At 55.5% G+C, this 18,396-nt stretch carries 18 protein-coding genes; 6 read left to right on the forward strand and 12 right to left on the reverse strand.

Features of this window, described 5'->3' with window-relative positions:
* Positions 1-156: 156 nt before the first annotated feature.
* The 11 genes from G482_RS0104125 to G482_RS0104175 all read right to left on the reverse strand — a co-directional run bounded on the left by G482_RS0104125 (position 157) and on the right by G482_RS0104175 (position 10,924).
* The gene (locus G482_RS0104125) at positions 157-651 is read right to left on the reverse strand and encodes a FixH family protein (protein WP_028448970.1); all 495 of its coding nucleotides are present in this window, start codon (positions 649-651) and stop codon (positions 157-159) included.
* The gene (ccoG, locus tag G482_RS0104130; RefSeq protein ID WP_028448971.1) at positions 651-2,096 is read right to left on the reverse strand and encodes a cytochrome c oxidase accessory protein CcoG; all 1,446 of its coding nucleotides are present in this window, start codon (positions 2,094-2,096) and stop codon (positions 651-653) included. The genes G482_RS0104125 and ccoG overlap by 1 nt, the downstream gene beginning before the upstream one ends.
* A gap of 109 nt (positions 2,097-2,205) precedes the next feature.
* Positions 2,206-3,117 carry a cytochrome-c oxidase, cbb3-type subunit III gene (ccoP, locus tag G482_RS0104135; protein ID WP_028448972.1) on the reverse strand — a complete coding sequence of 304 codons (912 nt, stop codon included), beginning with the start codon at positions 3,115-3,117 and terminating at the stop codon, positions 2,206-2,208.
* A 3-nt stretch (positions 3,118-3,120) separates the two neighbouring features.
* Positions 3,121-3,306 (reverse strand): CcoQ/FixQ family Cbb3-type cytochrome c oxidase assembly chaperone, encoded by a 186-nt coding sequence (locus tag G482_RS0104140; protein ID WP_028448973.1) that lies wholly within the window; start codon positions 3,304-3,306, stop codon positions 3,121-3,123.
* A gap of 5 nt (positions 3,307-3,311) precedes the next feature.
* Positions 3,312-3,926 (reverse strand): cytochrome-c oxidase, cbb3-type subunit II, encoded by a 615-nt coding sequence (ccoO, locus tag G482_RS0104145; RefSeq protein WP_028448974.1) that lies wholly within the window; start codon positions 3,924-3,926, stop codon positions 3,312-3,314.
* A 20-nt stretch (positions 3,927-3,946) separates the two neighbouring features.
* Positions 3,947-5,368 carry a cytochrome-c oxidase, cbb3-type subunit I gene (ccoN, locus tag G482_RS0104150; protein ID WP_028448975.1) on the reverse strand — a complete coding sequence of 474 codons (1,422 nt, stop codon included), beginning with the start codon at positions 5,366-5,368 and terminating at the stop codon, positions 3,947-3,949.
* A gap of 247 nt (positions 5,369-5,615) precedes the next feature.
* On the reverse strand, positions 5,616-5,810 hold the full coding sequence (gene ccoS, locus G482_RS0104155) for a cbb3-type cytochrome oxidase assembly protein CcoS (protein ID WP_028448976.1): 195 nt from the start codon (positions 5,808-5,810) through the stop codon (positions 5,616-5,618).
* A gap of 6 nt (positions 5,811-5,816) precedes the next feature.
* Entirely contained in the window at positions 5,817-8,249 is a 2,433-nt protein-coding gene (locus G482_RS0104160; RefSeq protein WP_028448977.1) for a heavy metal translocating P-type ATPase, read from the reverse strand.
* Between the two features lie 86 nt (positions 8,250-8,335).
* Positions 8,336-9,193 (reverse strand): HDOD domain-containing protein, encoded by an 858-nt coding sequence (locus tag G482_RS0104165; RefSeq protein ID WP_028448978.1) that lies wholly within the window; start codon positions 9,191-9,193, stop codon positions 8,336-8,338.
* Between the two features lie 75 nt (positions 9,194-9,268).
* Positions 9,269-9,709: a SufE family protein gene (locus tag G482_RS0104170; RefSeq protein ID WP_051258703.1), complete on the reverse strand. Its 441-nt coding sequence runs from the start codon at positions 9,707-9,709 to the stop codon at positions 9,269-9,271.
* A 6-nt stretch (positions 9,710-9,715) separates the two neighbouring features.
* Positions 9,716-10,924, reverse strand: a complete 1,209-nt coding sequence (locus tag G482_RS0104175) for an aminotransferase class V-fold PLP-dependent enzyme (RefSeq protein ID WP_034618726.1) — start codon at positions 10,922-10,924, stop codon at positions 9,716-9,718.
* A gap of 72 nt (positions 10,925-10,996) precedes the next feature.
* Here G482_RS0104175 and nudB point away from each other — a divergent pair, with 72 nt between their 5' ends.
* The 5 genes from nudB (at position 10,997) to G482_RS0104200 (ending at position 16,235) form a co-directional block, all read left to right on the forward strand.
* Entirely contained in the window at positions 10,997-11,440 is a 444-nt protein-coding gene (nudB, locus tag G482_RS0104180) for a dihydroneopterin triphosphate diphosphatase (RefSeq protein WP_028448981.1), read from the forward strand.
* Position 11,441: 1 nt separating this feature from the next.
* Positions 11,442-12,218, forward strand: a complete 777-nt coding sequence (locus G482_RS0104185; RefSeq protein WP_051258704.1) for an endonuclease/exonuclease/phosphatase family protein — start codon at positions 11,442-11,444, stop codon at positions 12,216-12,218.
* The gene (clsB, locus tag G482_RS0104190) at positions 12,215-13,384 is read left to right on the forward strand and encodes a cardiolipin synthase ClsB (protein WP_028448983.1); all 1,170 of its coding nucleotides are present in this window, start codon (positions 12,215-12,217) and stop codon (positions 13,382-13,384) included. The genes G482_RS0104185 and clsB overlap by 4 nt, the downstream gene beginning before the upstream one ends.
* Positions 13,385-13,580: 196 nt before the next feature.
* Positions 13,581-15,614, forward strand: a complete 2,034-nt coding sequence (locus G482_RS17230; RefSeq protein WP_051258705.1) for an NADPH-dependent 2,4-dienoyl-CoA reductase — start codon at positions 13,581-13,583, stop codon at positions 15,612-15,614.
* A gap of 333 nt (positions 15,615-15,947) precedes the next feature.
* Entirely contained in the window at positions 15,948-16,235 is a 288-nt protein-coding gene (locus tag G482_RS0104200; protein ID WP_028448984.1) for a hypothetical protein, read from the forward strand.
* A gap of 80 nt (positions 16,236-16,315) precedes the next feature.
* Here the strand turns inward: G482_RS0104200 and G482_RS0104205 are convergent, their stop codons facing one another.
* Positions 16,316-17,221, reverse strand: coding sequence for a recombination-associated protein RdgC (locus tag G482_RS0104205; protein ID WP_028448985.1), 906 nt, complete (start codon positions 17,219-17,221; stop codon positions 16,316-16,318).
* Between the two features lie 128 nt (positions 17,222-17,349).
* Here G482_RS0104205 and G482_RS0104210 point away from each other — a divergent pair, with 128 nt between their 5' ends.
* Positions 17,350-18,357, forward strand: a complete 1,008-nt coding sequence (locus G482_RS0104210) for an extracellular solute-binding protein (RefSeq protein ID WP_028448986.1) — start codon at positions 17,350-17,352, stop codon at positions 18,355-18,357.
* Positions 18,358-18,396: the final 39 nt, after the last annotated feature.

Here is an 18,396-nt window from a genome sequence, read left to right on the forward strand (position 1 = left end):
TGATGGCGAAATGCCAGCCGAGCAATGTAAGGGGCGAAGATGAAAGGTTTATGTGTTTGGCATGAAGTTGGTGTTGCAGAATGATGTCGTGCCCCGATTGCTTAATCATAAAAAAGCCCCGTATGAACGGGGCGTTGGATTTTATCTAAGGGGGTATTACTTGCTGGCCTTTAATTCTAAAGGCTCACCGGGTAATACCTGCCACTGTTTTTCAAGTCGCCAGTGTTTTTGCTGATCAGATAGTTCAAACACCCAGCGCTCTGCCAGTAAGGCCCGCGGGAGGCTGCCGGCAAATAGATTGCCGCCTTGAGGCTTGAGTGTGATCTGCTGATCTAGCCCGGTGCGGGTCGGGTGGCTGACTTGTAACACCAGATCACCGGCCACCGCTTGATTCATGATCACCCGCACTTGCTGTAGATTGTCACTGAGCAAGACCTGCGCGCCCAGCCCCAGTTGCCCGGCTTGTTGGTCAAGCGCGAGCTTTTGGTTGATTTGCTGGCCTTCTTTGTAATAGCTGTCACTGACCAGGCTATCTTGATTGGTATTGACGAGATAAATCATCAATATGCCGCCCAGAATAGCCAGGACTGGAAACAGAATCAGTAGCCAGACATGGCCGTAGTTGTACCAAGGTTTTACGTCTTCTTCCATTAATCTCGTCCGATGAAGGTGGCCTTTTCCGTGGTTTTAATCGCGGGCTCATCGATCGACTGAATAATCAGTTGAATTGGATGGCTGCCCGCTTTAGCGTGCTGTGGTGCAACTTGTATTCGTACAGAGACTTCAGTGGTGCCGGTTGGTTCCAATGTATAGCGATTGTGCTGCTCGGCAAGCACTTTAATGCCCTCTAGCCCGCTAGCGCTGATCTGGTAGGTATGGGCTTTTTCGCTGGCATTTTGAATCTGCACCCGATAGGTGTTTTCCAACCAGCCGTCTTCCACCTCGCGCACCAAAGCCACACGATCACGCTCGATATTGACTTTGATTGGTTGCCGCGTTGCCAGTGAGTAGACGGTAATGCTCATAATCACACTCAAAATTACCGCATAAACGATCACCCGTGGGCGTTTCAGGCGCGAGATGATCTCATTTTCTGGGTATTTGTGCTCAAGTGCGTTTTCGGTGGTGTAGCGAATCAAGCCACGCGGATAATTCATTTTATCCATTACTTCATCACAGGCATCAATACAGGCGGCACAGCCAATGCACTCATATTGCAAACCGTTGCGAATATCAATCCCAACGGGGCAAACCTGTACACAGATCGAGCAATCGATACAGTCGCCTAAACCTTGCGCTTTGTAATCGGAGCCTTTTTTCCGTGTGCCACGCTGTTCGCCGCGTTCCTGGTCGTAGCTGATAATCAGCGTGTCGGCATCAAACATGGCGCTTTGAAAGCGTGCATACGGGCACATGTATTTGCACACTTGTTCTCGCATCCAGCCGGCATTGCCGTAGGTGGCAAAGCCATACAGCCCCACCCAGAATAGCTCGGTACTGCTCATGCTCAGCGTGCTGAATTCAGTCCATAGCTCGCGAATTGGCGTGAAGTAACCGACGAAAGTGAAACCTGTCCACGCCGCCAGCAGCAGCCACAGGCCATGTTTGCTGGCTTTGAGGCGGATTTTGCGGGCGCTGAGCGGGGCATTATCGAGTTTAATGCGCTGCGCGCGATCACCCTCAACCCACTTTTCAATCCAGAGGAAAATTTCGGTGTATACCGTTTGCGGACAGGCATAACCACACCAGAGTCGGCCGCCGATCGTGGTCCAGGCGAAGAGGCCGAACGCCGATAGCAGTAGTAGGGCGGTGAGGTAGATAAAATCTTGCGGCAGAAACACAAAGCCGAAGATGTAGAATTTGCGTTGAACTAAGTCGAATAACAGCGCTTGCCGTTCATTGATTTGTAGCCAAGGTACACAGTAGAAGAATAACTGTGTAGCGATAACGAAGAAAATCCGCCATTTATTCCAGAAGCCATTGATCCAGCGCGGATAGATTTTTTTATGCGCGGCATACAACATGACTTCTTCAACTTCGCCATCGTCCTTTACATTAACGACATTGACTGGAATATCTTTTAGCTTTTGGCTCATGTGAACGCTCCCTGCCTTGAGCTCGTCAGTGGGTGACGAGTATGGCAATTCGCCGGTGAGAAAAAACGGGCAGGTGATGCCTGCCCGTTCTGGTATTGCTGCAGTTTAATTACTTATTGCTATCGCGCAGGCTGTAAACATAGGCTGCCAGCAAATGTACTTTGCCGTCGCCTAGGAATTCTTTCCACGCTGGCATCACGTTATCGCGACCATTGGTGATGGTCTCAACAATCGTGGCTTCTGAGCCACCGTATAACCAAGTTTTGTCGGTCAGGTTAGGTGCACCGATGCTCTGGTTGCCTTTACCATCGGCGCCATGACAAGCCGCGCACACTTGTTTGAAAGTTTCTGCGCCGCGCTCAGCACGCACATCGTTGAAAGCCGGGCTGCCAGAGATTTTCAGAACGTAGTTCGCGGCATCGCGCACTTTCTCTTCACCAAAAGCCGCACCAAACGCTGGCATCTGGCCATGACGACCTTTGTTCAGCGTTTCCAGAATATTCTCCGGTTTGCCGCCATACAGCCAATCGCCGTCAGTCAGGTTTGGGAAGCCTTTAGCGCCGCGAGCGTCTGCACCATGACACTGCACGCAGTAAGTCATAAACAGGCGTTTACCCATGGCATTGGCTTCTTTGTCCTGCGCCACCGCAGGGATGTCCAGCTTGGCGTACTTGTCATACAGCGCTTGGTACTTGGCATCCGCTTTGGCAACTTCTTCCTTATGCTGTCCTTCTTGCGACCAGCCTTTGGCGTTACCCATCACCACCAGGCCTGGGTAGAGCCAGAAGTAGCCCACGGCAAAGACCAGCGTCAGCACGAACATACCGACCCACCAGCCTGGCAGGGGGTTGTTGTACTCTTCCAAATCACCATCCCATTTGTGGCCGGTTACTTGGGCTTTTTCACCTTTCTGAAGCTTCACCTTCATTTGGCTCAGCAGGAGGTAGGCACAGAAAACCACCCCCAGAATGGCTACGGTTGCAATGAAATAGCCCCAGAATCCGCTTGTAAAGTCTGTCATTCTTTATTCTCCGTTAGCCGATGAGGACTGCTTGCCCGACGATGGCAGATCATCGTCGAGGAACGGTTGTTGAGCGGCATTATCAAAGTGCTGCTTGCTATTTTTGCTGTAAGCCCAGAGGCAAATAGCAACAAACAGAATAAACCCCAGCACGGTCACGAGAATGCGCACGTCGTTCTGCAGATCCATCGTGCTTACCTTTTATTTTTCAGTGCAAGACCCAGGCCTTGCAGATAGGCGATTACCGCTTCCATTTCGGTTTTACCTTCAACCTCTTTGCTGGCATTGGCGATGTCAGCATCGGTATAAGGTACGCCCAGCTTGCGCAGCGCTTCCATTTTCTTCGGCGTAACAGTCGAATCAATGGTATTGGCCGCGAGCCATGGGAAGGCAGGCATGTTCGATTCAGGTACGACATCACGTGGGTTCATCAAGTGCACGCGATGCCATTCATCTGAGTAACGACCACCCACACGGGCCAGATCAGGGCCTGTGCGTTTTGAACCCCATTGGAATGGATGGTCGTAGACAGATTCACCCGCAACCGAATAATGGCCGTAACGCTCAGTTTCAGAGCGGAAAGGGCGGATCATTTGTGAGTGACAGTTGTAGCAACCTTCACGGATGTAGATGTCACGACCTTCAAGGCGCAGTGCACTATAAGGTTTAACACCGGCAATCGGCTGGGTTACTGATTTACTGAACATCAGCGGCAAGATCTCGACCAGCATCGCGATACTGATGGTGATGAAGGTCAGGATGATCAAGGCAGCTACGTTTTCCTCGATCAGTTTTTGGATTTTATTCATCGTTATTGTTCCTTACCCAATCAGGCGTGTGCAGACACGGCTGGAATTTTTGCGTCAACCGCTTTGCCTTCAAACACGGTGCGCAGTACGTTGTACAGCATCAAGATCATGCCAGACAGGTACAGCAGGCCACCCAGGAAACGGATGAAGTAGTATGGGTAAGACGCTTTAACCGCATCGATGAAGGCGTAAGTCAGCGTGCCGTCGCTATTGATGGCGCGCCACATCAGGCCTTGAGTCACACCCGAAATCCACATTGAAGCGATGTAGAGTACAACACCCAAAGTTGCCATCCAGAAGTGGGTCTCGATCAGTTTTACCGACCACATTTGCTCACGCCCAAACAGGCGTGGGATCAGATAGTAGATCGAACCAATCGAAATCATCGCAACCCAGCCCAGAGCGCCAGAGTGTACGTGACCTACAGTCCAGTCGGTGTAGTGGCTCAGCGCATTCACTGATTTGATGGCCATCATCGGGCCTTCAAAGGTAGACATGCCGTAGAACGACAGCGCAGTCACCATGAACTTCAGGATCGGGTCGGTGCGCAGTTTGTGCCATGCGCCAGACAGCGTCATGATGCCGTTGATCATGCCGCCCCAGCTTGGTGCCAGCAGAATCAGCGAGAACACCATGCCCAGAGATTGAGTCCAATCAGGCAGTGCGGTGTAGTGCAGGTGGTGCGGACCGGCCCACATATAAGTGAAGATCAGCGCCCAGAAGTGCACGACAGACAAGCGGTATGAGTAAACCGGACGACCCGCTTGTTTTGGTACGAAGTAGTACATCATGCCGAGGAAGGCGGCAGTCAGGAAGAAGCCTACGGCATTATGGCCATACCACCATTGCACCATGGCATCAACGGCGCCAGAGTAGGCTGAGTATGACTTCATGGCGGTTACTGGCATCGCGGCACTGTTTACCAGGTGCAGCAAGGCTACAGCCAAGATGAAGGCGCCATAGAACCAGTTGGCAACGTAGATGTGCTTGATCTTGCGGATGGCGATCGTGCCAAAGAATACGATGGCATAAGCGACCCAAACCACAGTGATCAGAATATCGATCGGCCATTCCAGCTCGGCGTATTCTTTACCGCTGGTGTAGCCCAGTGGCAAAGTGATAGCGGCCAGCACGATTACCAGTTGCCAACCCCAGAAGGTGAAGGCCGCCAGCTTATCGCTGATCAGTCGGACATTACAGGTGCGCTGTACGACATAGTATGAGGTTGCGAACAGTGCACAACCACCAAATGCAAAAATCACTGCATTGGTGTGAAGTGGACGCAGGCGACCGAAGTGTAGATAAGGTCCGATGTTCAGTTCCGGCCAGAACATCTGGGCCGCACAAATCACCCCGACCAGCATGCCGACAATGCCCCAGACGACCGTCATGATGGCAAATTGCCGCACCACTGTGTAATTGTATGTGGCTTGGTTTTCCATTACAGCGCTCCGATTGATCTCCAACTGCTTGGAATTAAAATTAAAATAAAGGCTTGAAAATTAAAAGCTAAACCTCATCTCTGTTTGGGTAAACGTTGATAAGGCTTATTCCACCTGGAAGAGAGCGCTTCCAGATGAGGTACAAAAAGTGCCTACTGGACTATACGCAGCGCCTGCGCCGCGCCACTTGATTTACATCAAGCGCACCCATCGACAATCAATGTTTATTTTACCTTGTTGTTTCAGGTCAGTCAGGGTTTTTTTCGCCGCCAGCTTGGCTTTGCGGCGCGCTCGGGTGGATCTGATCGTCGTCCTGCACGATGCGCCAACCTGGGCCTTCCAGATCATCAGATTGCCCGCTTTTAATAAACCACCAGAAAATCACGCCAATTCCGAGTGCAATTAATAGCGAGAGTGGAATTAGCAAATACAAGCTTTCCATTTGAATTTACTCGATTTTTTTCGCAGAGTTTGGCCGCACCAGGCGCAGGGCATTGCTCACCACCAGGAGTGAGCTGAGCGCCATGCCAAGACTGGCTAGCCATGGCGTCACGTAGCCGGCCACCGCCAAAGGCAGTGCGGCTAAATTGTAAAGCAGAGCCCAGGCTAGATTTTGGCGAATGATCTGCCGGGTTTTGCGTGCCAATTGCAGTGCGGGTGGCAAAATGGCGAGCTCATTATTTAACAGCACCATATCCCCGGCCGCTTGGGCAATGTCGACGCCGGCACCCATGGCGACTGATACATTGGCCAGCGCTAACACCGGCGCATCATTCACACCATCACCCAGCATCAAGACTCGGTGCTCCTTAGCTTGTAATGCTTGGATGTAGCGCAGTTTATCCGCCGGCTGCGCGCCGCCTTGCTGCTGCGCAATACCCAGTTGCTGCGCCACTTGCTGCACGATGGCAGGTGCATCGCCAGATAATAAATGCACGCGATAACCCGCAGTTTGCAGCGCCTTGATCGTCTGGGCTGAAGTGTCTCGCAGTTGGTCGGCCAGCTCAAACACCGCCACGATGGTATTGGGGGTGGCCAGTACAATCTGCGTCGTGGCTGAGTCGCTTAAATCTGCGGTCGACAGGCCAGTTTGTGCGGCAATAAAGCGGGGCGAGCCGATCCAGTAATGCTGGCCTTGCACTTGTCCACTTAAGCCTCCGCCTGGATGGTTGTGAAATTCATGCACCGGCAAGGCTGGCTCTTGCGCGGGCAAAGCAAAAGCGCTGGCAATCGGATGCTCGGAATGGCTTTCTAGTGCTGCAGCAATTGCCAGTGCTGCGGTCTCGCAGCCGTGGCGCACTTGGGTGTGGATTAGCCGTGGTGTGCCATGGGTGAGCGTGCCCGTTTTGTCGAACACAATGTCGGTGATACTGGCGAGCTGTTCAAGGCTATTGCCGCGGGTAGTCAATAAGCCCAGCTGGGCCAGGTGCCCGGTGGCAGCGGTGAGCGCGGCCGGCGTGGCGAGCGATAAAGCGCAGGGGCAGGAAATCACCAGCACTGCCACTGTATAGGGTAGGGCATGTTGCGGGTCGTGAATATGCCAATACAGATAGCAGCCGGCCGCGATCAGCAGCAAGATCACAATAAAATACCCGGCAATCCGGTCGGCTAGCTGGGCTAGGCGGGGCTTTTGCTGGGTAGCCTGATCGAGCAGGCGCACCATATGCCCTAGGCGCGTTTGGCTACCTACTTGGCTGACGGCCACGGTGAGGGCCGAATGTAGATTTTGGCTGCCGGCAATGACATTGGCGCCAGCCGTTTTAGCCACTGGTCGGCTTTCGCCGCTGAGCATGGCTTCATTGCATTCGCTCTCGCCGTGAAGCACCATGCCATCCACCGGGATCGTTTCCCCAGCTTTCACCACAATCTGCTCACCCGCTTGCAATTGGTATACCGCTACCTCTTCAAGCTGACCTGTGGCGGTGAGCCGATGCGCGAAAGCAGGGACGAGCTTGACCAGCATTTCCGCCGCAGCGCCGGCTTTGCGGCGGGCTTTGAATTCCAGATAACGCCCACCCAGCAGCAAAAACACAAACATCGACACCGAATCGAAGTAAATATCGCCGTGGCCGGTGATTAGCGCATACAGGCTGGCAAAAAAAGCCACCAGCACGCCAATGCTGACCGGTAAATCCATGCCCGCACGGCCATGTCGCAGTTCTCGCCAGCTGTTCTGATAAAACGGCCAGCAGGAATACAGCACCACCGGTAAAGTCAGCAGCAGACTACCCCAATGCAATAAATGCAGCCACTGGGCGTCAATCTCACCTGCGGCGGAGGTGTAGATCGGCACTACAAACATCATCACCTGCATCATCGACAAGCCGGCCACCCACAGACGCAGCAGCGCGCTTTTGCGCTCTTGTTGCCACTGCTGATCGGCTCGCTGATGGTTGTAGGGGTGGGCGTGGTAGCCAATCGCTGTGATGTGCTCAAGGATACTCGAGAGCTGAACTTGGGTGTTGTTCCAGCGGACCCGCGCACGGTGCGTGCTGTAGTTGATCGATACCGATAACACACCGGGCAAGCGGGCTAAGTGTTGTTCATTCAGCCAAATACAGGCGGCGCAGCTGATGCCTTCCAAAATTAATGCGGCTTCGCGCTCATCGCTGCCCAGCTGTTCAACGAAATCCTGCTGCAGCTGATCATCATCATACAAGCGCAGTTGCGCGCGGATTTCGGCCGGCAAGGGCTCGTTGCGGCTGGCGGCTTCGGTGCGCTGACTGTAGTAACTTTCCAGCCCACTGCTGATAATGGTTTCGGCCACAGCCTGACAGCCGGCACAGCAAGCTGGATGCTGCTGTTCGCGATAGCGAATCTGGAAAGGGCTTGGGCTGGGGCAAGGCTCGCCGCAGTGAAAGCAGGAAGTCGTGTCGGTCATGGCGCGCTATTGTACTGCGAAATAGCCGGCGAAGGGCGGGTGCTGGGGTATCAGGCTGTAGCTTAAGCGTGATGAGCCTTTGCAGGCTATACGTGGGTATGTAATAGGATAGAGACTTCGTCTACGATGTCTTCGTATTCTTCCAGCTTAAGCGCAAGGTGATCGAGCAGCACAGGCTCGATGGTGCGCCACTCGACATGCTCGAACTGTTCGATATTCATTTTGAGAATATGCTCGGCCAAGCCGGTCAGCGCGATCAGGGTACAGATGTGATGCCACTGCGGGCTATGGCGATGCGCAAAGACTTCGAAATCATGATGATTCAAAATCGCCAGTTGCATGTCTTCGGGCAGATACCAAGCGCGGCTAAGTAGATAGCCGACCACATTGTGATTGGTTTGGTAGATTTTATCTTCGTGCGCAATAAACTCGGCCCGGCTCATACGCTCGCCGCGCTGTAGGGTGCGCACATAATTTGAATAGCGCGCCGCCATTACGGCTTTGCCGCAACCACGAAATAAGCCAAAGGTGTAGGCCTCTTCGGCCTGAATGCCATGCACCCGGCTGGCTAGCTGGCTGGCGATCATCGCAGTTTGCGTGGCCTGATCCCAAAACAGGGCCATGCGTTCACTTTGCTTGGGATCGAGAGTTTGTTTGAGAACTAGGCCTTCCAAAATCGTGCAGATATTGCGCAAACCTAACAACTGCAAGGCTTGATCGACTGAGGTGATTTTCTGGCTGAGCTGGTAAAACGGAGAATTCACGGCCTTGAGCATGGCCAGCGATAGGGTGAGGTCGTGGTTGATCAGGCGGCCGATCTCGACAAAATCTGGGTCGCTACTCTGCTGGGCCGCCTGCAGGGCATCCAGAATGGCGGGCCGCGGCGGAATCACCAGATTGCGCAGCAGTTGCTCAGATTCAACATTCGGCAATTCACGTAGCATGGGTGTGCCTTCCAACAGATTGTCTTCAATTTAGCAGTCCGCTGGCCGAAATTAAATGCCCATGCTGGAAAAAACTTACTGGCGTTGCTTTTCGATGGTTTGCACAATCGCGCGCAGCCCATTGCCACGGCTCGCCGTCAGAAAGCGCTGCATGCCCCGTGCTTGCAGCCAGCCTTCAAAATCAAAGGTTTGTACGGCATTGGTGGGCTGGTGGTGATAGGCCGTGAGCACCAGTGCCAGCAGGCCTTTGACGATGCGTGAATCACTATCGGCGGCAACTTGCCAGTGCCCGTCGGCGCTGCGGTCTTGGCGTAGCCAAACCTGACTTTCGCAGCCGCTCACCTTGCAGTCGGCAGTTTTATATTCCGCCGGCCAATCGGGGAGTTGGCGCGATAGTTGCACCAAAAGGCGGTTTTTCGCTTCCCAGCTGGCAGCCGCATCGAGGGTCGCGGCCAGCTGCGTCAGGGTGATGGTTTGGCCAAATGGGTGGGCCAATAGCTCAGTAGGGATCATCATGGCGCCTTAATTAAGCATGTCTAAAGTGTCGGCCAACACCGCCAAGCAGCGAGCCACGTCGTCGGCAGTGTTGTAGGCGGCCAGCGAGATCCGCAGGCTACTAGTAATGCCCAAGGCCTGTTGCAAAGGCTGGGCGCAATGATGGCCGACCCGCACCGCAATCTGCTGCGCATCTAAAAACTGTGCGACGTCATAAGGGTGAACGTGGCCAAAGGTCAGCGCCGACAGGCTCAGTTTATGCGCCGCCTGCCCATGGATCACCACCCCGGGTATTGCGCGCAAGCCATCTTCCAGCTGTTGATGCAGGGCGGTTTCATGCGCCAGCAAGGCGGCGCGATCTTGCTGCGCGAGCCACGTTAGCGCCGCGGCCAGCCCTACCGCCTGGGCGATTGGTGGGGTGCCGGCTTCCAGATGCCCCGGTGGTGTGGCATAGCGGGTACCGCTAAATGCAACCGTCTCAATCATCTCACCACCGCCTTGCCACGGGGGTATGCGCTGCAAAAGCTTATTGTGGATATATGCCACGCCAATACCCGTGGGGGCATACACTTTATGCCCGGAAAACACATACATATCGCAGCCCAAAGCCTGCACATCGACCGGCAAATGGGCGACCGCCTGCGCGCCATCGACCGCAGTCAGGCAATTATGCTGGCGTGACATGTCACAGATGGCTTGAATATCCTGAATACTGCCAATCGCGTTGGAGGCATGGCTGATCGCCAGTAGCCGGGCGCGTGGGCGAGCCAGAAATGTGGCCAGCTCCGCCAGATCAATCTCGCCGCTGGCGGTGATGCCCAGTGGCAAGATGCTCAGCTGACGGCGCTCGGCCAGCATTTGCCAGGGCACCAGATTGGCATGATGTTCCAAGGTGCTGACAATGATTTCATCGCCGGGCGAGAGCAACATGCCGACCGTGTTGGCGAGTAAATTCAGCGCCTCGGTGGCGCCACGGGTGAAAATAATTTCGTCGCTGCTGGCGGCATTTAAAAATCGCGCCACAGTATCGCGTGCGCCCTCGTAAGCCTCGGTGGCGGCCACCGCCAAACGATGCGCGCCGCGATGCACATTGGCATTGCTGGTTTCGTAATACGCACGCTCGGCATCCAGCACGCAGCGGGGCTTTTGCGTGGTGGCGGCGTTATCGAGGTAGATCAATTCCGGGTAGTGGCCCAACAGGGGGAATTGCTGCTTGAAGGCGGCAACGTCAAACATAGGCAAGAAAGGCTAGAGGGATTAAGTAGCGATTGTATAATGCCAGCTCCTGATCTGCCGAATAAAAGCCCCATGCCTTATAAACAGCCGGTATCCATCCTGTTGATCATCCATACGCCTGACTTGCAGGTGCTCTTGCTCGAACGCAATGATTTTCCCGATGCCTGGCAATCGGTCACCGGTAGTCGCGAAGGCGACGAAGCCTTGCGCGATACGGCCTGCCGCGAATTGTGGGAAGAAACCGGTATTCGTGTTGACCCAAGCCAGATTGTGGATTGGCAACAACAGCATGATTTCGAGATTTTCGAAGTTTGGCGCCATCGTTACGCCCCGGGCGTAACGCACAATACCGAGCATGTATTCAGTGTTGAGCTACCCGCCATCTGCGACGTGGCCATGGCGCCGGGCGAGCATCGGCGCTTTCGCTGGGTGGGCTGGGAACAAGCGGCCGAGATGGTATTTTCGCCTTCCAATGCCGAAGCGCTGCGTGAATTACCGAGCCGGGTAGGCGCCTAAGATGCTGGCCACAGCCGCGCCCAGCGCTCCGCGTCAGCTCGTCGTGGCCAGTTACAACATCCATAAAGGCTTTTCACCGCTCAATGCCCGGCTGGTACTGCATGATGTGCGCCATGCACTGAATCAGCTGGCGCCAGATCTGGTGTTTTTGCAGGAAGTGCAGGGCCAGCATGTAAGGCATTCACAGCGCTTTGCCACCTGGCAAAATGCCCAGCACGAATACCTTGCCGGCGATAGCCTGCATAGCGCCTATGGGGGAAATGCCCATTACCGCTTAGGCCATCATGGCAATGCGCTGTTATCGCGTTTTCCGATTGCGGCGGCTGAAAATGTCAGCCTCACCCTGCATCGTTTTGAGCAGCGCGGTGTGCTGCATTGTCAGCTCAGCATTCCGCACTGGGATACCCCTTTGCATGCGCTGTGTGTGCATCTGAATTTGCGCGCCACCGACCGACGCAAGCAAGTGCAACTATTGGCGGGCTACGCCCGTAGCGCGATCCCCGCGAATGAACCTTTGCTGCTGGCCGGAGACTTTAACGACTGGCGCGGCGAGCTCAGCAGCATGCTGGCGGCTGAGCTGGGCGTACATGAAGCCTTTGAGGCACTGCATGGCGCGCCGGCGCGCAGTTTTCCGGTGCGCTGGCCTTTGCTGACGCTGGATCGGATTTATCTGCGCGGCTTTCAGGTGCAGCGGGCCGAGGTATTGTCCGGTGCGCCGTGGCGGCAGCTGTCTGATCATGCGCCGCTATACACCATTTTGCAGGGGCTAACGCCATGAAACGCCCACCGCTACGCGAGAATAATCAGGTCAAATTATTACGCAATGGCGGTGAGTTTTTTCCGCTGTTGCTGCGGCAGATTGCCGCCGCCGAGCGTGAGGTGCTGCTGGAAAGCTATATCTTTGCCAGCGACGAAATTGGCCGCAGCGTGCTGGAAGCTTTATGCGCCGCCGCACAGCGTGGCGTACTCGTGCGGGTCTTGCTGGATGGGTTTGGCGCGCGGGATTTACCCGCCCATTGGCGGGCCGAACTCAAAACTGCTGGCGTGCAGCTGCTATTTTTCCGCCCGGAGGTGAAGCGCTTTGCGCTTAATCGCGCCCGTTTGCGACGTATGCATCGCAAATTATCCTGCTTTGATGGCCGCATTGCGCTGGTGGGGGGCATTAACATCATTAGCGACTTTGATGAGCCTCATCTGGCGCCGCGCTACGATTACGCCGTGCAGCTGATTGGCCCGGTGGTAAACGATGTGCGCGCAGCCTTGCAACATGAGTGGCAGCACAGTGCGTGGGCGCAACTCAAACGCAAATGGGCCAATCGCCTGACGCTAGATACCCCGGTTGAGTATGTGGGCGCAACGCCCATTCAGTTTGTTACGCGTGACAATACCCGCAATCGTAATGCCATCGAGCAAGCCTATCTGCACCGCATCGAAGCCGCGCGGCAGGAAATCGTGATTGCCAATGCCTATTTTTTGCCTGGCCGGCGGATTCGCCAAGCGCTGTTGCAGGCGGCGCGACGGGAGGTGGCGGTAATTTTGCTGCTGCAAGATGAGCGTGATCATGCGCTGCTGCAGTATGCCAGCTGGGCGTTTTACCGCCCGCTGGTGGCTGCGGGGGTTGAGATTTACCACTACAAGGCCGGTTTTATGCATGCCAAGGTGGCGGTCATTGATGGCGAGTGGGCCACGGTGGGCTCAAGCAATATTGACCCGTTTAGTCTGATGCTGGCGCGCGAAGCCAATGTGTTTATCCACGATGCGCACTTTGCACAAACCCTCCGGCATGACATCCAGCGGCATCTGGTGCGCGATGCACAGGCGATTTTGCCGCAACATATTCAGCGCGCCGGATTCGGCTTGCGCACCTTGGTGTGGGGCGCATTTGCCCTGGTGCGCCTACTATTGGGGGTAACTGGCTATGGCGGGCGTAAATATCTGGAGTAAACGTCAGCGTCTGGACTAAGCGCTCACCGTGACAGGTGCAGCTAATCCGCCACAACTTCGGCGTAGTCATGTCAGGCTAACTACACTCATTTCAAGCACATTGGCCATCTTGCGGGTCTTACCGTCTTGCCGGATGGCGCAAAATGCGGCAGATTGCAGCGTATTACTTAAACGATCGTTTGAAAGTGAGGCTCGCATGACTAGCTTTTCGTCGCCATCGTCGCCCGCGGCCACGCCGTATCCGCATTTATTCGCCCCACTTGATTTGGGCTTCACCCAGCTGCGTAACCGCACCGTGATGGGGTCGATGCATACCGGGCTGGAAGAATGGCCCGATGCGCCTGAACGACTGGCGGCCTTTTATGGTGAGCGCGCTGCGGCCGGAGTAGGGCTGATCGTGACGGGCGGGGTGTCTCCTAATCGCGCTGGCTGTGGGTACGAAGGCGCGGCCATGCTCACTGAGGTGGCGCAGCTACCGCGCCATACGCCTGTTACTGCTGCCGTCCACGCCGCTGGCGGCAAGATTGCTTTGCAGCTCTTGCATACTGGCCGCTATGCCTATCACAGCGAATCGGTCAGCGCTTCAGCCATCTGCTCGCCGATTACCCCGTTTACCCCGCATGCACTCAGCGAGGACGAAATTACGCAAACCATCGCCGATTTCGCCCGCGCCGCGCAGCTGGCCCAGCAAGCGGGCTATGACGGGGTGGAGATCATGGGCAGTGAAGGCTATTTGATCAATCAGTTTCTGGTGCGGCGTACCAATCAGCGTAGCGACGATTGGGGTGGCAGCCTCGCCAATCGGCAGCGGCTGGCGCTTGAGATTGTACGCGCGGTGCGCGCGGCGGTCGGGGCTGAATTCATTATTATTTTCCGCATTTCGCTGCTGGATCTGGTGGAAGACGGCGGCACACTGGAAGAGGCGATTACGCTGGCGCAAGCACTGGAAGACGCAGGCGTTACGATCTTGAATACAGGGATCGGCTGGCATGAAGCGCGGGTACCCACCATTGCCGCGGTGGTGCCGCGTGGCGGGTTTAGCTGGGTGTCGCGCGCCATCAAGCCGCATCTGCGGGTGCCGCTGATTGCCGTGAATCGCATTAATACCCCGGAAATTGCCGAGCAAATCCTTGCCACTGGCGACGCAGATTTGGTGTCGCTGGCGCGCCCCTTGTTGGCGGATGGGGAGTATGTGCTCAAAGCCCAGACTGGGCGTGCCTTAGAGATCAATACCTGCATAGCCTGTAATCAGGCTTGCCTTGATCATGTATTTGAAGGTCAGCCAGCATCCTGTTTGGTTAATCCGCGCGCCTGTCGCGAGATTGAGTTTCCCGCCCAGCGTGCAGCCCAGCAGCGGCGAGTGGCGGTGATTGGCGCGGGCCCGGCGGGGCTGTCGTGCGCGTTGACCGCCGCGCAGCGCGGGCATGCCGTGACTTTATTCGAGGCCAGTGATCATTTAGGCGGGCAGTTTGCCTTGGCGCAGCGTGTGCCGGCCAAGTATGAATTTGCCGAAACTCTGCGCTATTACCAGCAGCAGTTGGCGCTGAATAGCGTAGACATTCGCCTCAATACCCGCATTCAGTCCGCGGCCGAGCTGGCTGGCTTTGATGAGGTGGTGCTCGCCACCGGTGTACACCCACGCGCGCTGGATTTGCCGGGCGCTGAGCATCCGATGGTGGTGAGTTACGCCGATTTGCTGGCCGGCAAAGTCGCACCCGCCGCGCGGGTCGCGATTATTGGCGCGGGCGGGATTGGCGTGGATGTCGCTGATTTGCTGCTGCACGGTTCGGCAACAGATTATTTGCAGGCCTGGGGCATTGATGCCAGTTTACAGGCTGCGGGTGGCTTGGTGCCGCCTGCGGCGGCGCCGGCCCAGCGCGAAATCTGGCTCTTGCAGCGCAAAGCTGGCAAACCCGGTGCAGGGCCGGGCAAGACCACCGGCTGGATTCACCGGCTGAATCTGCAGCGGCATGGGGTGCATTTGCTGGGTAATGTGCGTTATCTGCAGATTGATGATGCGGGCCTGCACATTGAAGTGAAGGGCGAGCGCCAGCTGATCCCCTGCCAGCAAGTGGTGGTGTGTGCCGGGCAAGAATCGGTGAATGACCTGTATTCTGTGCTGCATGCAGCCGGCTTGCGCGTGCACTTGATTGGCGGGGCAGAAAAGGCCGGCGAGCTGGACGCCAAGCGCGCCATTCGGCAGGGGTTTGAGCTGGCTTGGGCGTTTTAAACGGTGCGTCAGCTTTCCCGACTGATGGCAGGCTGACGAGCGGTGAAATTTGCCGCACGCGCCAAAGCTGACGGGTTTCGTCATAAATGGTCTGCAGGGTTAATGGCTTGCACGCACAACGCCGCAAACCGCGTACCTTTGTTGCAGCGCGGTATAGCTAGGGTTTAGCAGGACTCGGTGAGTGACCGAGCAGGTTTTATGCCAACGGCAACTGGTGTTAGGCTGGCTTACGTAAGGCCTGCTAGCGTGGTGTGACCGTTTAGCGGTGATCTTGCTCAGCGAGCAGGCGTGTTTCTATCGTGGCCGTATGTTTTTCGCATATGGAGTCTCACGATGAAAACCCTATTTGCTTTTGGCTTACTGGCGGCCATGCTTAGTCCCGCCGTGGCTGGCGCCAATAGCTGCACCGAACAAGTGCAAGCAGTCAAAGCCGAGATGGCCACAGGTCACTATGATTTGCAGCTGCGGCGCAAGGTGAATTCGCAGCTTGAACCTTTACTTAAGCCGCGCAAGGATTTGGGCCCGATCAATGAAGACTATTGCCGTAAAGAGGTAGATGCAGCGCGTTCGCTGCTCAGTGGCAATCTGCGCCAGACTAGTTTGCAAGTGGCCCTGCGCTAAATAAAAAGCCCTGCCAATACCTGTATGGGTATATGTAGCAGGGCTTTTTCTTATGCTGCTTCTAGGGCTATACCCCTGGTTTATTCGCGCTCGCCACCTAGGGCTGCCAAGAGCTCAGGGATAAAGCCACGCAGCTCACCCACCAGCAGCGCAAATTGCGATTCAAACAGCGCGTCTTGCGTTTCGGCATCCATGTCTTTGAGCTCGTCTTTCAGCACATCCAGCATCGCCAGCGATTTGATTTCCAGCGCTTCGGTCAGGGTGAAGGTCAGCCGTTCGCCAAAAGCCAGGCTCAAGCGGGTGGCGATTTTGCCGGTGTCCAGATGCTGGCGCACTTCGGGGCAATCCATCACTTGCCGTTTAAAGCGGGCAATCGAGCCTTCGTCCCCCGGGGCTTTAAGCTCAGCATCTTGGCCTAGGCTCAGGGCATCGGGTGGCGTGGTGGTTAGCCAATCGGTCATGGCGGCGGCGGGGCTGATTTCGGTATCAATCAGCCGCGTGGGCAGGCTACCCAAGGTTTCGCGCAGGGTGCTCAGTAAAAACTCGGCTTTAGCGGCACTCGCAGCATCCACCAAAACCAGCCCTTGCTCTAGATCTATCAAGGCCCGTTGCACGCGCGAGCGGGTAAAGGCGCGTGGGGTCAGCTCTTCCACAATGCGGTCTTTCAGTTCGCGCTGCTCTTTGCGGCCGACTTTGCGGTTTTCACTGGCTTCGATTTGCTGCACACGATAATCCAGCTCGTCTTTGATTACGGCTGCGGGCAGAACTTTTTCTTCGCTTTTTAGCGCGACCAGCACGGCATCTTGCCGCGCGAGGGCGTAGTTTTCAGGCTCGTGGCGTGCCGGTGGCACCCAGCCATGCGATTCCATGTCCATGCTGGCGCAGGGAACAAAAGGGCGCTTGGCTAGTTCTTGCTGAATGCTGTCTGCTTGCAGCGCGTGTTCGGTGGCCAGACGATAAATTTGCAGGTTACGGAACCAAAGCATGCGTTCACTCTCAATAAGGGGTCGCTGATTGTACCGCCGGGGGCGGAGCGGCAAAACTCTTTTATGTATTTGAGAATGATTCTGCTTTAATTGTATAATGCGAATACTTCTTGTTAAGGACTCACGCAATGAAACGTCTCACCTTGTCTGTCTTAGCAATGTCGCTGTTGGCCGGTTGGGCCCACGCGGAAACTGTGACTGTCTACTCATCGCGCAATGAACAGCTGATCAAGCCGCTGTTTGATGCCTACACCAAAGAAACCGGCGTAGAAGTCAAAGTGCTGACCGACAAGGAAGGCCCATTGCTGGCCCGCCTGCAAGCCGAAGGCAGCAACACCCCAGCCGACATGCTGATCACCGTGGATGCCGGCAATCTGTGGCAGGCCAGCAATATGGGCTTGCTGAAAACCTTTAATTCCAAGGTCGTGAACGAGAATATTCCTGCGCATTTGCGTGATCCGCGCGGCCAGTGGACAGGCCTTTCGGTGCGTGCACGCACCATGGTTTACAACCCAAGCCTGATCAAAGCCGAGCAACTCTCGACCTACGAAGATCTGGCCGATCCAAAATTCAAAGGCAAGTTGTGCCTGCGTACCAGCAAAAAGGTCTACAACCAATCGTTGGTGGGCATGATGATCGCCCAGCATGGCGAAGCCAAAACCGAACAAGTGGTGCGTGGCTGGGTGGCGAATCTGGCAACGGATGTCTTTGCGGATGACACCAAGCTGATCGAAGCGGTGGCCGCAGGCCAATGCGCGGTGGGTATTGTTAATACTTACTATCTGGGCCGGATTCTGGATAAATTGCCGGCGGATAAACGCGAAGCGTATCCAGCTAAACTCTTCTGGGCGAACCAGAAAACCAACGGCGTGCACGTGAATATCTCGGGTGCGGGTATTACCCGCTTTGCCAAAAACGAAGCGGGCGCGCTTAAATTGATCGAGTGGTTGTCGTCGGATAAAGCGCAAAACCTGTATGCCGACAAAGATCTGGAATTTCCGGCTAACCCGAAAATCAAAGCCGATGTGATCGTAAGCAGCTGGGGCCCATTCAAGCAAAACCTGATCAATATGGCCAAAGCGGGCGAGCTGCAAGGCAAAGCCGTGCAGCTGATGGATCGCGCAGGCTACAAATAAGCTAGAATCAGTGTGGTGCACCGAGGTGCGCCCATTGAA

The organism is Chitinibacter tainanensis DSM 15459, from assembly GCF_000429785.1.
Lineage (GTDB): Bacteria > Pseudomonadota > Gammaproteobacteria > Burkholderiales > Chitinibacteraceae > Chitinibacter > Chitinibacter tainanensis.